Annotated in this window: 12 protein-coding genes; 7 read left to right on the top strand and 5 right to left on the bottom strand. The window is 40.5% G+C overall.

What is annotated here, in order from left to right; translation table 11 throughout:
• Nucleotides 1–365: 365 nt before the first annotated feature.
• From H9Y05_RS15545 to H9Y05_RS15525, 5 genes are all read right to left on the bottom strand, one after another.
• On the bottom strand, nt 366–1,796 hold the full coding sequence (locus H9Y05_RS15545) for a dicarboxylate/amino acid:cation symporter (protein ID WP_163490366.1): 1,431 nt from the start codon (nt 1,794–1,796) through the stop codon (nt 366–368).
• 410 nt (nt 1,797–2,206) lie between these two features.
• Nucleotides 2,207–2,938: a hypothetical protein gene (locus H9Y05_RS15540; protein WP_216714800.1), complete on the bottom strand. Its 732-nt coding sequence runs from the start codon at nt 2,936–2,938 to the stop codon at nt 2,207–2,209.
• Between the two features lie 103 nt (nt 2,939–3,041).
• Entirely contained in the window at nt 3,042–3,932 is an 891-nt protein-coding gene (locus H9Y05_RS15535; RefSeq protein ID WP_216714799.1) for a CPBP family intramembrane glutamic endopeptidase, read from the bottom strand.
• A 3-nt stretch (nt 3,933–3,935) separates the two neighbouring features.
• Nucleotides 3,936–4,868, bottom strand: a complete 933-nt coding sequence (locus tag H9Y05_RS15530) for a GNAT family N-acetyltransferase (protein WP_216714798.1) — start codon at nt 4,866–4,868, stop codon at nt 3,936–3,938.
• Nucleotides 4,869–4,880: 12 nt separating this feature from the next.
• The gene (locus H9Y05_RS15525; RefSeq protein WP_216714797.1) at nt 4,881–5,705 is read right to left on the bottom strand and encodes a 1-acyl-sn-glycerol-3-phosphate acyltransferase; all 825 of its coding nucleotides are present in this window, start codon (nt 5,703–5,705) and stop codon (nt 4,881–4,883) included.
• A 383-nt stretch (nt 5,706–6,088) separates the two neighbouring features.
• Between H9Y05_RS15525 and H9Y05_RS15520 the strand changes: the two genes are divergently transcribed.
• The 7 genes from H9Y05_RS15520 to folB all read left to right on the top strand — a co-directional run bounded on the left by H9Y05_RS15520 (nt 6,089) and on the right by folB (nt 14,567).
• Entirely contained in the window at nt 6,089–7,615 is a 1,527-nt protein-coding gene (locus tag H9Y05_RS15520) for a YceI family protein (protein WP_163490361.1), read from the top strand.
• Nucleotides 7,616–7,704: 89 nt separating this feature from the next.
• Entirely contained in the window at nt 7,705–9,285 is a 1,581-nt protein-coding gene (locus tag H9Y05_RS15515) for a S41 family peptidase (protein ID WP_216714796.1), read from the top strand.
• A gap of 124 nt (nt 9,286–9,409) precedes the next feature.
• Complete coding sequence (locus H9Y05_RS15510) at nt 9,410–10,300, top strand: cell division protein FtsX (RefSeq protein WP_163490359.1); 891 nt, start codon at nt 9,410–9,412, stop codon at nt 10,298–10,300.
• A 562-nt stretch (nt 10,301–10,862) separates the two neighbouring features.
• A complete protein-coding gene (locus H9Y05_RS15505; RefSeq protein WP_216714795.1) occupies nt 10,863–12,122 on the top strand; it encodes a M16 family metallopeptidase in 1,260 nt (419 codons plus the stop codon).
• A 21-nt stretch (nt 12,123–12,143) separates the two neighbouring features.
• Nucleotides 12,144–12,536 (top strand): pyrophosphohydrolase domain-containing protein, encoded by a 393-nt coding sequence (locus H9Y05_RS15500; RefSeq protein ID WP_163490357.1) that lies wholly within the window; start codon nt 12,144–12,146, stop codon nt 12,534–12,536.
• A 152-nt stretch (nt 12,537–12,688) separates the two neighbouring features.
• Entirely contained in the window at nt 12,689–14,209 is a 1,521-nt protein-coding gene (gltX, locus tag H9Y05_RS15495; protein WP_163490356.1) for a glutamate--tRNA ligase, read from the top strand.
• A 4-nt stretch (nt 14,210–14,213) separates the two neighbouring features.
• Nucleotides 14,214–14,567, top strand: a complete 354-nt coding sequence (folB, locus tag H9Y05_RS15490) for a dihydroneopterin aldolase (protein WP_216714794.1) — start codon at nt 14,214–14,216, stop codon at nt 14,565–14,567.
• The last annotated feature ends 119 nt before the right edge of the window (nt 14,568–14,686 follow it).

Here is a 14,686-nt window from a genome sequence, read left to right as displayed (position 1 = left end):
CGTTCTAAGCGGGGTGCAAAGATAATCAGGTTTTTTATTCCTGCAACACTTTTTGAAAAAATTTTTACTTTTATTTTTCCCTAAAGATAACCCCTATTCCTATATTCCCTCAAACCTCGTTCGGCCCTTAGCGGGGCGCAAAGGTATGTGCTTTTTTTGTATCTGCAAGCGTTTTTTTTATCTTTTTTTATTTTTTTTCAAATCGAACGATTAAATCATTCGTTATTAACGATGTAAAAAATGAAAAAAATGCTTTTGCTTGACGGAACCTGCCGGCTATACTGTAACACTATACTATATATAAGAGACCTATACGGCAAAACGATGCACTTATATAATAGTATAGATGATTAGATTTTTCCTGATTAATATTCTTCCGGGGGGATCACCTTTACTTGTTTTTCCTCCATTCTATTAATAATAATAGCAACAACAGCATCACTTACGACATTGTTTACTGTCCGGCACATGTCCAATAAACGGTCAACGGGAGAAATCAATGCGATCCACATCGGGTTTAGCCCCAGGGAGGAAAGTACCATAATCAACATAATTAATCCTGCTCCCGGAACAGCCGCTGCGCCAAAAGAAGCCAGTGTTGCCGTAATGATAATTCCGAGTTGTTGTATCAATGTCAGATCCACATCATGATATTGGGCAAGAAAGATCACAGCCACTGCCTGGTATAAAGAAGTACCATCCATATTTAATGTGGCTCCGATCGGCAAAACCAGGTCAGTGATTTTCTTCGGAACCTTCAATCTGTTCTCCACACAATCTATCGTAACGGGAAGTGCTGCTGCACTGGAAGACGATGAAAATGCCAGGATCATTGCCGGACTCATTTCTCTGAAGAATTTTCCATACGGGATTTTTACTCCGAATACACGCATCAATGTCGGGTAAAAAACAAACAAGGCAAACAACAATCCAATGACAACAACCAGACTATAATACCCCAGGTCCGCCAACTGTTGCAACAATTCCTCTGCAGAGCCGGCTTTTTTGGTCAGGACTCCGGCCATTAAACAAAATACAAAAAACGGCGCTGCTTTCATAACGAGCTGCACCATCTTAATAAATGTCTCGTTGACGGCCTCAAAGAAATTGATCATGGGACGTGCCTGGTGTGCCGGCAAAAATCGGGAACTAAACCCAAAGAACATGGCAAAGAAAATTACCTGTAGCATCAGGTTCCCATCACTCAACGACAAAATTAAGTTTTCCGGGATCAGGTCGACTAATGGTTGCAATGGTCCTCTGTCTTCAAACGCAGCTGAGCTACTGCTGCTCTTCTCCATCATCTCTGCATATTCATCCGAACTTTTCTTGGCATTCCACGAAGCGTTGACTTTTGCAACCACACTACTGTCTGCTGTTGCCAGTAGATTTCGTCCGTCTGCAATTTTAACACCATTTTCATTTGCCCATATTTCATATTCCAGGCGATTTTCCAATCGCTTTGTTTCATCTTTAATGACTCCTGGTTTGAATAGGTTGACAACTGTTAACCCTGTTGTGATCGCAAACATGGTTGTGAAGACATACAATCCCATCGTTCGTGCCCCCATTCTTCCCAGATTTGTCTCTTTTCCGATGGTTGCAATCCCAGTAATAATGGAAAACATTACCAACGGAATGGCGATAAACTTTAAGCAATTGATGAAAATCGTACCGAACGGATCAATCCAATCAGCAGTGAACTGTGCCAATCCTAACTTTCCGGACAGAAACGACCAGATGATTCCAAGAAACATCGCAATGATGATTTTCCAATGCAGAGCAAGTTTTTTCATGGTGTGAAGATAGTTTTTTTGAAAGAATGGAAACAATAAAAGAATGAATTTGTGTTTTTATTCCTCTTGCCAATTCATGTTGTTTATTGAATTTTATGTTCTCAACATACCTAAATATATATTCACGTTTAAACCACCTGTTATATACCTATTTTGTATTATCATATATAATTGAACCCATTTCAAAATGAAAAATAGGGCTTATACACGATCAGACAAAAGCTTGTCTTCAATCATTCCTTTCGCATAATGATTAAAAAACGGTTGAATCCTCGTTAAGCAGAAAAACCACACCAAAGTTCAATCAATCCGGAAATGTTTTGCTCTTTTTTATTGTCAATTATTGTTTGTGCATGAATAGTACCTGAGAAAAATATACAAGCAAGCATGTTGTGATAATGTTCTTCATTTTATTGCTTTTTGTTCTCTTTACGTACCAGTGCGAAATTATACCTCAATCCGATTTTGGCAGAATACGTCCTAAACCATTTTGTTCCTATAGATAATTGATGCAATACATCTGTAGAAACGACCTGAGATCCACCCCAATCATAAGCCCTTGATTGAATCCCCCGAAGTCCTACCCCACCAGAGATATTCAGATTTAACGCATCTACAATTCGGATATTTAGTCCTATGAAAATGATACTATAAATTGGTGTGCCAACATAGAATCTTGAATAGTAACGTGTCAATTCCGGCCCGCTTCCATGAGATCCTAATAGGATTGTATATGTTTCGGGGCGTGATTGGACACCCCATGAATCCATTTGAAGATAACCATCCCGATAGTTGGATGCAATCTCTGAAGTAGCATTAATTTCAATGAAGGGGCGAAATCTTCTTGCTTCTTTCAATATGTAATAATCAAATCCTACTCCTAATAAATGACTTTGTAGTGCATACGTAGAACTCCCTGAGAACTGATACAGTCCATACAATCCAATTGCTCCTTTGTGCATTTCCATTTGTGGTCCTACATAAAGCGTAGCATCTAAATGAAGTCCTCTTTCACTCATACCAACTGCATTGCCCACTCCTACAGCTAAATCAACTCTGCTTTGAGAAAATGCCATTGTGGCATTAATGGTAATCATGATTAAAATGATATGTATACCTTTATGATTATGATAAAATGACATTTATTTTTTTAATAGTATTCAGTAATTCTAACAAACTTTTCCGCGTTACTCTATGAATATAACGAAATGATTTTGTAAAACGTTGGAGTGAATCAGCAATAATTTATCCATTCAGTATTTTTTTACCTGCTGATTTCCATTTATACACTTTCCAACATATCAGAAAAAATATCACTTGTCCCCCAAACGCAGTTATGAAATCCACCCATGTAAAAGCCGGTGGGTTGGTATCCAGGAAAAGAGCATCTGTCTGAAACACCTGCCAGTTACTCGTAACGATTAATGCTGCAAATAAGTTGTTGGCAAAATGAAATCCGATTGTTAATTCCAGTCCGTCGTCAATAATAGCAATCAATCCTAAAAAAATACCTGTCCCAATGTAATACACCAATGCAACATTCCCGATCACCTCCACTTCCGGATTGGAAGCATGCAAATACCCAAAAATAGTACCTGTAATAATGGAAAGAATCAATCCGTTTTGAATCCGGGTAGACATCCATTTCAACAAAAATGATCGGAAAATCAGTTCTTCGGCCGCACATTGAACCAGGAGTACACAACTGGCCACAACAACCAGGGGAATGAATTTTTCTACATTGAAATTTGTTACTACCAGGTCATTTCTGGAAACAAAAAATGTAATCGTGCACAAGAGAAACCACAGCCCAAAACCAACGCCTAATCGTTTGTAATCTATTTTTTTTCTGCCGGTGATTAAAAACTCAAACGGCCATCGCAGTATAAATTTTGAAATAAGCGGTACGCTAACAAAAACGGTGATCCAGGAAAATAAGAACAGAACAAACGTGACAGTATTACCCAGGTTTCGCTGAAGTTCATAGATGATATCTGCTGACGAAGCATTCAGTTGAGAAAAAACAACCAGCAACGGGATGTTTCCGGCAATATACGCACCGAGAATAATCAGCAGTGCGAAGATGTAATCTGAAATACTGTTTTTAACCAGCGGGTATGGTGACTGGAATGACATGCGCTATTGCTTGGTTCCGAAATCACCTTCTATGTGCCGTTCTTTTTTATCCGGGTAGATGTCGTCGATAGTTACCAGGATTCCTGTTTCCTCTACATTCCCGAAATCCGGGTTGACAGCCGTACCGAACGTTTTCATCGTCGGAGACAAGTTCATATAAATATTAACCAATGGAGGAATGTTTTCCCCTTTTTCCCGAACATAACTGTTCAACTGTTTAAATGCTTCTTTGTACTCCAGGTCTTGGGCAATCAGCTCATCGAACGGTTTGTTTTTTGCAAGAACCAACGGGTGAATCGGCTGGATCAGGTCTTCGGTGTCCGGAAAAAAATGATTCAAAAAGTTCAACAGGAAATCTCTTGCCTCCCGTTCATAGGTAGGATACATTGTTACCTTCCCGAAGAAATAACGAATGTCCGGGTTTTCAATAATAAGAGATCCCAACCCGTCCCAGATATTGTCCAATGCGAACAATCCTTTACGCGGATTCACACTCGGTTGAAAAGCCGGTTGTACCCAACTTCTTCCTAACTCAATAGTGTAGGGCAGATAATCCGTTACAAAACGTTCTGAAAAACGAAAGTAATGTGTGGTTGATAAATCAATTTCTCCGTTTTCCAGGATCGCTTTTTCACAGCGGATAAACCGGTATCCCCCTACAATTTCTTCATCTTCCGGTGACCAGACAATCAGTTGTTCGTAACAATGTTCGTTGGTATCAAATTCATCCAGGTCGAGGCTCAATCCCGTTCCTCCTCCTGAATTTCTGAAAGTAACTTCACGCAATCGTCCGACTTCACGAACGGTATTCGGTGCATTGTGATAATTTACAATATAGATTTCATTGTCGCCTTTTCTAGTAACACGAACAAAACGGTCAGCTGTTAATTCTGACTTCAGTATGTTTCTATCTATTGCTTCAATAATTGGTTCCATTCTATTTTCTTTTTACCTGCGCTGCTCTTTTAGCTCATAAACAGTAGCTTTTATATCCTGCGCCACTTCTTCATCCGATTTTCCGTTTTTCAACTCATCCGGTTGAATCGGTTTCCCTACAGTAAACTGTATACGCTTTCCCTTCTGCTTATATAATTCGTCTGAAAGATACAGCATTTCAATATTTGCTTTTATACCTATAAACCTACGAAAGTTGGATAAGTTATAAAAAAAACTTGACAGCCTCCCCTCTATATAGATAGGTATAATTGTTTTGTTATTCCGCCGGGCATACCGGACAAATGTCTTTTTCCATTCCAGGTCGGCAATTTTACCGTTTTTTCTTCTGCTCACAAGCCCTGCCGGAAAAATTCCGATAGCTGCATCCGAAGAAAACAGTTCCGTCATTTGCATGTGTAACTGCCGCTCATTGGAACCGTGTTTGTTTACCCCCACAAACAATTCTTTTAACGGCGCGAGGTTCAGCAATAAGTCATTGACAATGAATTTTATGTCGGTTCGTTTTGTTCCCAATGCATGTACCAAAGCCATCGCATCCATTCCTCCAAGCGGATGATTCATTACTAAAATGACTCCTCCTTCAGCAGGAATGTGGTTCATTCCTTTCATTTCCACCCGCAGATCGAACTCTTCAACAATAACATTACAAAATGCTTCGTTTTTCAAATGCCCGTTGCGCCGCATGAAATCATTTATTTCATCCTGGTGAAGAATCCGTTTTAAGTAACGATAGATAAATCCGGGTATAAGTTTTGCCAGTTTTGGACTTTTACTCTGTACCAGTTTACGGATATCTATGAAATTATCTTCGCTCATATTCCAAACACGAAAATACTATTTTGAATTGGATTGAAAAAGGATTTTTTCAATAAACACTATGAAAACCTGTCTTTTTTTGCTTTGTAACAAATTGAGATTAAATCAACTATACAGCCAAAAATACCTAATATTAGGTATTTTTTTTGATTAAAATCTGCCTACCTTTGCCCCCGTCAATCTTACTGCTCACAGACTTGGATCGTTTTCTCTATCAAGCCATCCACTTATTCACAGACAAATCTTTCAATTATTATCTATCTTTAAAGAACAGTTTCTCCCGGAAGCTGTTTTTTTACATAAAAACTTACAGTTAATTTATTTACCTCGGTAAATAAATTATATCTTTGCAATTTTATATCTTTAATTAAAAATTTTGACCGATGAATTATGACACTATCTTTCCTTTGACAACGATTGTCCTGTTGCTGGCAGGTCTGGTCTCGCTATACAGGTATTCATCCAGCCTTCAGCCGTTACTGAATTTCTTATTTCTTCTGTTATCCACCCGATTACTGCAATCAGGCATTTCACCGGAAGAAAGCAACGCATGGATGACCGGAATCATCGGGTTGGTCGCCGGACTGAACCTGGCCGTCGCGACACTGGTTAAAACAAAGTGGATTCGCTGGGCGGCTCCGGTTGTTTCCATTCTTATCCTACCATTCATCGGAAAGAATGATTTGCTGTTCGGAGATTACGCATTAAATCTTGCCGATGCGAAAGTAACCGGAGTCATCGCCCTTGGTTTTTTAATCGGTTCAATTGCATATTTACTGAAACTTGCGTTAAAACGCTTCTTTCCCTCAGATGAGCAGGAATCCATTCAATTAACTGCACAGATTGCATTGAGCGGATTGTTCATCATTCCCGCAACGTTTTTTGCTTCCTGGTACGGATTGGTATTCCTCACACTGGGCTATTTTCTGTACAATGCTTATAGTGAAAAGAAGAATGACCTTTTGCTGATTTCTTTGCTGACAGTTGCAGCAACTTCCGGAATTACAGCAAAATATGGTGTAGAAGGAATTGATTTGTCTGTCGGTAAGATTACAGCGGGATTGATCGTTGGTGCAGGAGCTTATATGCTTGCTGTTTTAGCGACAAAAACAACCCATAAACTAATGGGGTATGTATTTGTCTTATTGTCTGTCGTGTTGTTGAGCCTGGTTACATTACTAAACAATGTCCACCCGGCATACGGAGGAACAGAAAGTTTGCTTGCCGCGTTTTTCGGTGTTGCAGTCATCAACCTGTTTAACGGAAGACATGAAGCTGCAAACATTTTATTCCCGGCTCTGGTAGCCATTGGCTTGTTCCTTCCCTCCGATCCGTTCTCTGAAACGGCAGGAGAAACGACTTCCGTTGCTACCGAGCAGCAAACAACTTCTGAAGAACCGGTTGCCGAACCCAAAGGAATGGATGCAAGTAAACTCTCCGGAAACTATACGATTGTATCCGAAACAGCTGTTATTTCGTTTCAATTAGGTCAGAAAGGAGGAATTACCAAAGGAGCGATCAAGGAATTTGAAGGAACGGTTGATTTCGGAACATCTGTTAATTCCGCTAAATTCAATGTAAAATTACCCACAAAGAAGTTAACGACCTTCAACACGATGCGTGATGAGTCCATCATGGGTGGTGCGTATCTGAATGCAGCTAAATTCCCTGTGATGTCTTTTTCTTCTTCCGGCATGGAACCAAAAGAAGACGGTTATCTGCTGAAAGGAAACTTTACTCTATTGGGAAAAACAAATCCGGAAGATGTATTTATTAAATACCTGGGTGAGAAAGACGGGAAACAGCAATTCATCGGAAAAGCATCTATTGACCGTACGAAATATGGAATGCCTTCGTCACCGCAGGAAGGGAATGTTGTTGATTTTACTTTCACAATAGAGTTAAAATAGTATAAAAACAATCGCTGAGCAATAATCATTGATAAATTAAGGCAAGAAATTTGCTACCTTCACGTTCTTATAAATAAACATTCAAGTTGATGAAAAAGTTCCTTTTGCCTTTAATCTGCCTGTCTATCTCCGGTTTAGGTTTTTCCCAAAATCGCGGGAATAAATTTGATGAAGTATACAACTATGTTAGCAAGTTGTATGTTGATGAAGTAAATAATGAAGAATTACTGGATGCCGCTGTAATTGCGATGCTGGAAAAGCTGGATCCGCATTCCACTTATATTTCCAAAGAAGAAGTAGAAGATGCTAACCAGGCGATTGTCGGTAGCTTTGTGGGAATCGGTGTACGTTTCCAGGTATTCAAAGATACGTTTACGATCATGCAAACAATTCCGGGAGGACCATCCGAAAAAGTGGGCTTGCAATCGGGAGATAAATTGATTCGCGTAGATGGTGAGACCATTGCCGGAGTAGGATTGAAAAATTCCCAGATCAGAGAGCGTCTGATGGGGGATCTGAATACGAAAGTAAAAGTAGACGTTGTGCGGAAAAATGAGAAAGAACCCCTTTCGTTTACCATCACACGTGATAAAATTCCTGTCCATTCCGTTGATGCAGCTTATATGATCGATAAAAATATCGGGTATATCAAGTTGAACAGTTTTTCCCGTACAACAACCGAAGAGATTGAAAACTCCATCAAGCAATTGAAAGAACAAGGAATGAAAGACCTCATCCTGGATTTACAAAACAACGGAGGAGGATTGCTTTCTGCGGCACACGAACTGGCCGATCAGTTTTTATCAGGTGATAAGATGATTGTTTATTCGGAAGGGCGCGCACAACCGAGACAAGAATTCAAAACAGCAAAAAAAGATGCATTTGAAAAAGGAAGATTGATTATCCTCACCAACGAGAATTCTGCTTCTGCAAGTGAAATTGTTTCAGGAGCTATCCAGGATTGGGACAGAGGACTGATTGTCGGAAGAAGAACCTTCGGAAAAGGATTGGTACAACGTCCGATCAATCTGATGGACGGATCGCAAATCCGGTTGACGATTGCACGTTATTTTACTCCTTCCGGACGTTTTATCCAGAAACCGTACGAAAACAATGAAGAGTACAAAAAAGATCTGAACAACCGGTATGAACACGGAGAATACTACCACCAGGATTCGATTAAACTGAATGATTCCCTGAAAGTAAAAACATTGATGACCGGAAGAACGGTGTACGGTGGAGGTGGAATCATGCCCGATGTATTTGTTGCTTATGATACAACCGGCGTTTCTCCGTTTTTCTCCAGTTTGATCCGGAAAGGAGCGATCAATACGTACCTTGCTCAATACGTCAACAATAACCGCGCATCGTTGAAACAACAATACCCGACGTTTGAGAAGTACAAAAAAGAATTTAATTTTTCACAGGCGTTCATGGATGACTTTTTCAAATATGCGGCAGAAGATCACAAGATTGAATTCAATGAAGAAGAATACAAGGAAAGTGAGCAGCTGATGAAGCTGAACATGAAAGCTGTTTTTGCACAAAGTTTGTTTGACACACCGCAGTTCTACGAAATCATCAATGACAGCAACGAGGTCTTGACCAAAGCAATAGAAATACTGAATTCCGATCAATACAAAAATGCTGGATTGGAGAAAGGAAAGTAAGATCTCCGGGATGTTGCAAACATTCAACTGTTTGTATTTTCCATGAACTGATCCGGTTTTACTCAGCAAGGTTGATTACTTTCGTAATTACATTGGAGCATTACGTTCCATCAAAACTATAACAATGAGTGCATCAGCAGAGAAATACAGTAAAAGAGGAGTACGAACAAGCTATGTTTCAACCGTGATTGGTATTTCACTCGTTTTATTTGTCATTTCCATTATTGTTGGTGGTTCATTTGCATTGAATTCAATTCAAAAACAAGCAAAAGAAAGTTTACAAGCCGATATTTTCTTTAAGCCGGAATATGCGGATGCCGATATCAAACAGATTGAACAGGAATTGCGCTCCTGGCAGTACTTCAAACAAGTAAAATACGTCGATTCCGATCAGGCAATTAACGAAATAAAGGGATTGGATCAGGATCCGTCGGATATTCTCGGAATCCTGAACGGAGATATCGCTATCCCGACCAATATCAGCTTTCACCCGAAGGAACAATATGCAGATCTGGAAGGAATGAAAAAAATCAAGTCGGAATTACTGGCTGCGTACCCGGATGAAATTGATGAAGTTCACTACAGTGAAGAAAGTGTTTCGGATGTCAACCTCGGGTTTAAACGTTTCGTCTATTTGTTCGGTTTCATTGCAATCTTATTGGTGGTTGTTGCCATTGCCATGATCAATAACACCATTCGTCTGGCGTTGTATTCACAACGTTTTCTGATCAAAACCATGCAGTTAGTGGGAGCAACGTCACGCTACATCCGGAAACCGTTCCTGACAAAATCCATTCTTCAGGGAATCGTATCTGCCATTCTCGGACTGGGGTTATTCATGCTGTTGGTATATGTCACCGATAACTTAATGGAGGTCATTGAAATCACACTCAGCCTTGAATTATTGTTGATTCTTTTCGGACTTATCCTGCTATTGGGAGTCCTGATCAGCTATATCTCTACCTGGTTTGCACTGAACAAATACCTGCGCATGAAAGTAGACGATCTGTACTAAGCAGTCAGGACAAACACATTTACTTTTAATTAAAAACCTGAGTTCGGTTATTCTTTTTGAAATCAGGGTAAAATAGGAGATGCATTGGGTCTGTTGTTCTCGCAAAGACGCAAGGGCGCAAAGATGTAGCTCGGAATGAAACAATACCTTTGCGACTTACCGGCTTGGCGAACTATTTTTATACAAATCGTTGCGGAAATTAAACAAATTACCTACGCATGAAAGTAGACGATCTGTACTGAGTAGTCAGGACAAACACATTTACTTTTAATTAAAAACCTGAGTTCGGTTATTCTTTTTAAGTTCAGAGTAAAATAGGAGATGTATTGGGTTTGTTGTTCTCGCAAAGACGCAAGGGCGCAAAGATGTAGCTCGGAATGAAACAATACCTTTGCGACTTACCGGCTTGGCGAACTATTTTTATACAAATCGTTGCGGAAACACAAGTGATGGACACTAAAAACGTGAAACATTTTAATTGCCTTTGTCCTGACTAAGCAGTAAAACTGTTCTTGTCGAATCTGCGAAAGTTATTACCTTTACATTCTAAATACAACATCGTATGATCGACAGAAAAAATGCGCCTTCTATCCAGGGTATTGCATCCATTAATTTTGAAAAACCGCTTGTTTTCGACATTACAAAAGGAAACCACTTGTTTTGCATGACAAATGTGCAAAATGAAACCGCAAAATTTGAATTGTATTTTGATGCGGGTTCAATTTATGGTGGAACGGAAACGGCTTCTGTTGTTAATGCATTATTGCTAAGCGGAACCAAGGATAAAACATCCATCCAAATCAATACGGAAATTGATGAATTAGGAGGATTTCTGGAGCAGGGAGTATCAATGGAAAATGCTGTTTTTACAGTATATGCACTCCGGGAAAATATTCTTCCCATTGCACGGATCGTTCGCGACGCCATAGAAAATTGCGTGTTTGATACACGTGAACTGGAGCAATCCATTAATTCCAGAAAGCAAAAGTTGCGGGTCAACATGGAGAAAGTCAGTGTGCTGGCGCAACGTTCGTTCAGACAACGTTTTTTCAATAGTTCAGAAAAATACAGCCGGGTTACCAATCCGGAAGATCTGGATTTCATCACCCAGGAAGAGTTAATGCAATTTCACCAACAGCATTACCTCAAAGGGTTAAAAAAGATGGTCCTGGTAGGAAATTTTTCTCAATCCGAAATTGATTCATTTATGGACGTGTTCGGCGCATGGGCAAGTGAGGAAACACCAACCTTTGAAACGGGATTTGAAAATATCAAGGGGTATGCTCATCTGGAGAAGAAAGACGCATTGCAGACAGCCATACGGATCGGACGCCACCTGTTCAATAAAACACACGAAGATTATTCCGATTTCCTGGTACTGAACACCATCATCGGTGACTATTTCGGGAGCCGCCTGATGCGCAATATCCGTGAAGATAAAGGATATACATACGGAATCGGATCGATGGTGAGCGAAATGGAACACTCCGGCTATTTTATGATCGGAACCGAAGTAGGAAAAGAAGTAAAGGACCAGGCACTCGCTGAAATCAAATACGAGCTGGACAAGTTAAAAACGAAACTGGTTCCGCAGGACGAATTAGACCTGGTAAAGAATTACATGCTGGGACAATTGTTAAAAAGTGCCGACGGCCCCTACTCTATGATGGACTTGTTCCTAAGCGTAGAACAACACGGATTGAACATGGATTTTTACAACCAGGTAATTCATTCCATCAATGCTGTCACACCGGAACGTATCAAAGAATTGGCAAACAAGTACCTGAACTGGGACGATTTTACGATTGTAACAGCAGGATAACATACACCTCAAAATTAAATCATGGAATTCAAATCAATCATTGCAGCCGTTGAACAGTTTCACGACGCTTTCAGAATTGAAAACAACCACGCCCCGACCACAGAGATCGGGAATGACCAGATTGAACTGCGCCACCGGTTGATGCAGGAAGAAAACGACGAATACCTGCAGGCTGCCAAAAGCGGTGATTTAGTAGAAGTTGCAGATGCATTGGGTGACCAGTTGTATATCTTGTGCGGAACGATTCTCAAACATGGAATGCAGCACAAAATTGTGGAAGTATTTGAAGAAATTCAACGCTCCAACATGAGTAAACTGGACAAAGACGGAAACCCGATTTACCGGGAGGATGGAAAAGTGATGAAATCAGAATTGTATTTCAAACCGGACATCAAAAAGGTACTGGAATTGTAAGTAATATTGAATTATAAATATTGAATGATCAAATGGAGTGTTTAAATAACATTCATAATTCAACATTCATAATTCAACATTCATAATTCAACATTCATAATTCAACATTCCACCATCAACTTTTTATATCTTTGTACAAAATTTCAAACAAAATGTCAGAAAAACCGGTTAGAGTTCGCTTTGCTCCGTCCCCAACGGGTCCATTACACATGGGAGGAGTACGAACTGCATTGTACAATTATTTATTTGCGAAAAAGAACAACGGAACATTTTTAATCCGGGTAGAAGATACCGACCAGACACGTTTTGTACCGGGAGCGCAGGACTACATCATGGATGCCCTGCACTGGTGTGGAATCATTCCTACGGAAGGCCCCGGAATCGGGGGTGAATATGGACCTTATGTTCAATCCGAACGCAAAGAAATGTACAGACCTTACGCAGAAGGACTGGTAGAAAATGACAAAGCATATTACGCATTTGATACGCCGGAAGAACTGGAAGCAGTGCGTGAACAAGCCAAAACAATGGGGATGCCCAACTGGCAATACAACAGCGTTACCCGTATGTCGATGAAAAACTCACTGACATTACCTGCTGATGAAGTAAAACGCAAACTGGAAAATGGTGATCCGTATGTGATCCGCATCAAAATGCCCCGCAATCACGATGTGCGTTTTGAAGACATGATCCGTGGATGGGTAACGGTAAATACCAATAACCTGGACGATAAAGTATTGTTCAAAAGCGATGGGATGCCAACGTATCACCTGGCAAACATCGTGGACGATTACCTGATGAAAATTTCCCACGTCATCCGTGGAGAAGAATGGTTGCCTTCAGCGCCGATGCACGTAATGTTGTACGAAGCATTCGGATGGGAAGCTCCCCGCTTTGCACACCTACCGTTATTGCTGCGTCCGGATGGAAACGGGAAATTATCCAAGCGAGACGGAGACCGTTTAGGATTCCCTGTTTTCCCGTGTGACTGGACCACTGCAGAAGGTGAGTTATACTCCGGTTACCGCGAAAAAGGATACTTGCCGCAGGCGTTTGTCAACATGCTGGCATTTCTGGGGTGGAATCCGGGAACAACACAGGAAATTTTTTCCATGAAGGAACTGGAAGAATCGTTTACCCTGGAGCGCGTTTCCAAAGCTGGAGCCAAATTCGATCCTGAAAAAACAAAATGGTTCCAGCAACAACATTTGAGAGCTGTTTCCGACGAAGACCTGGCGCAATTACTGATTGACCAGTACGGAGCAACAACAGATAAAGCACGATTGACAAAAATTGTTCACCTGATGAAGGAACGTGCAACATTCCCGCAGGACATCCTGACGGAAGGAGCTTATTTATTGGAGCGTCCCGCTGTTTACGATGAACAAACGGTGAGTAAAAAATGGAAAGAAGATGCTCCTGCATTAATGGGAGAATGGTTGCAGCAATTGGAGACCCTTTCCGATTATTCAGCTGTTTCTGTAGAAGCGGCATTTAAATCGTTTATTGCAGAAAAAAACCTGGGAATCGGAGCCGTATTACCATTGTTCCGCCTGTTATTGACCGGACAAGGAGCAGGTCCAAGCATGTTTGAGATCACGGAATTTTTAGGAAAAGAAGAAGCGATTGAGCGTATGAAAATTGGTAGTTCTGCAATCGAAGCATTAAAATAAAAACATGAAACACCGCATCGAAGTCAACGGTATTAAATGTTACGCTTATCACGGATGTCTGGAAGAAGAAGCCCGGATTGGCGGACATTATATCGTGAACGTATCGTTGCTCACTGATTTTTCAGAAGCCATTGAAACAGATGATCTCACAAAAACCATTTGTTATGTTGACATCAATACGATTGTCAAAGAAGAAATGGCCATCCGATCCAAATTGATTGAACATGCGGGAGGAAGAATTTTCTCCCGCATCCGGTCAGAACTCAAGAATATCCACTCTCTGAGCGTTAAAATCATCAAAATCTGTCCGCCGATTAATGGCGACGTAGACAACTGTACCATTGTCATCGAAGACTAATTCGCTTTTCAAATCATACAGCTTCAGTCCTTAATTGCTGCACACACATTCTTTTCCTTCCTTTTCTTGTTTAAAACCATTCTAAATACAGGGTTTTTCAGAGAATATGACAATCCTAT

It is taken from the genome of Taishania pollutisoli (assembly GCF_014518315.1).
Taxonomy (GTDB): Bacteria; Bacteroidota; Bacteroidia; order Flavobacteriales_D; family Crocinitomicaceae; genus Taishania; species Taishania pollutisoli.
This window is presented reverse-complemented; position numbering and strand designations above follow the sequence as displayed.

Excerpts from the sequence above, each read along its gene's own strand:
- H9Y05_RS15545 (WP_163490366.1), bottom strand. The coding sequence starts at position 1,796 with ATGAAAAAACTTGCTCTGCATTGGAAAATCATCATTGCGATGTTTCTT.
- H9Y05_RS15540 (WP_216714800.1), bottom strand. The coding sequence starts at position 2,938 with ATGTCATTTTATCATAATCATAAAGGTATACATATCATTTTAATCATG.
- H9Y05_RS15535 (WP_216714799.1), bottom strand. The coding sequence starts at position 3,932 with ATGTCATTCCAGTCACCATACCCGCTGGTTAAAAACAGTATTTCAGAT.
- H9Y05_RS15530 (WP_216714798.1), bottom strand. The coding sequence starts at position 4,868 with ATGGAACCAATTATTGAAGCAATAGATAGAAACATACTGAAGTCAGAA.
- H9Y05_RS15525 (WP_216714797.1), bottom strand. The coding sequence starts at position 5,705 with ATGAGCGAAGATAATTTCATAGATATCCGTAAACTGGTACAGAGTAAA.
- H9Y05_RS15520 (WP_163490361.1), top strand. The coding sequence starts at position 6,089 with ATGAATTATGACACTATCTTTCCTTTGACAACGATTGTCCTGTTGCTG.
- H9Y05_RS15515 (WP_216714796.1), top strand. The coding sequence starts at position 7,705 with ATGAAAAAGTTCCTTTTGCCTTTAATCTGCCTGTCTATCTCCGGTTTA.
- H9Y05_RS15510 (WP_163490359.1), top strand. The coding sequence starts at position 9,410 with ATGAGTGCATCAGCAGAGAAATACAGTAAAAGAGGAGTACGAACAAGC.
- H9Y05_RS15505 (WP_216714795.1), top strand. The coding sequence starts at position 10,863 with ATGATCGACAGAAAAAATGCGCCTTCTATCCAGGGTATTGCATCCATT.
- H9Y05_RS15500 (WP_163490357.1), top strand. The coding sequence starts at position 12,144 with ATGGAATTCAAATCAATCATTGCAGCCGTTGAACAGTTTCACGACGCT.
- gltX (WP_163490356.1), top strand. The coding sequence starts at position 12,689 with ATGTCAGAAAAACCGGTTAGAGTTCGCTTTGCTCCGTCCCCAACGGGT.
- folB (WP_216714794.1), top strand. The coding sequence starts at position 14,214 with ATGAAACACCGCATCGAAGTCAACGGTATTAAATGTTACGCTTATCAC.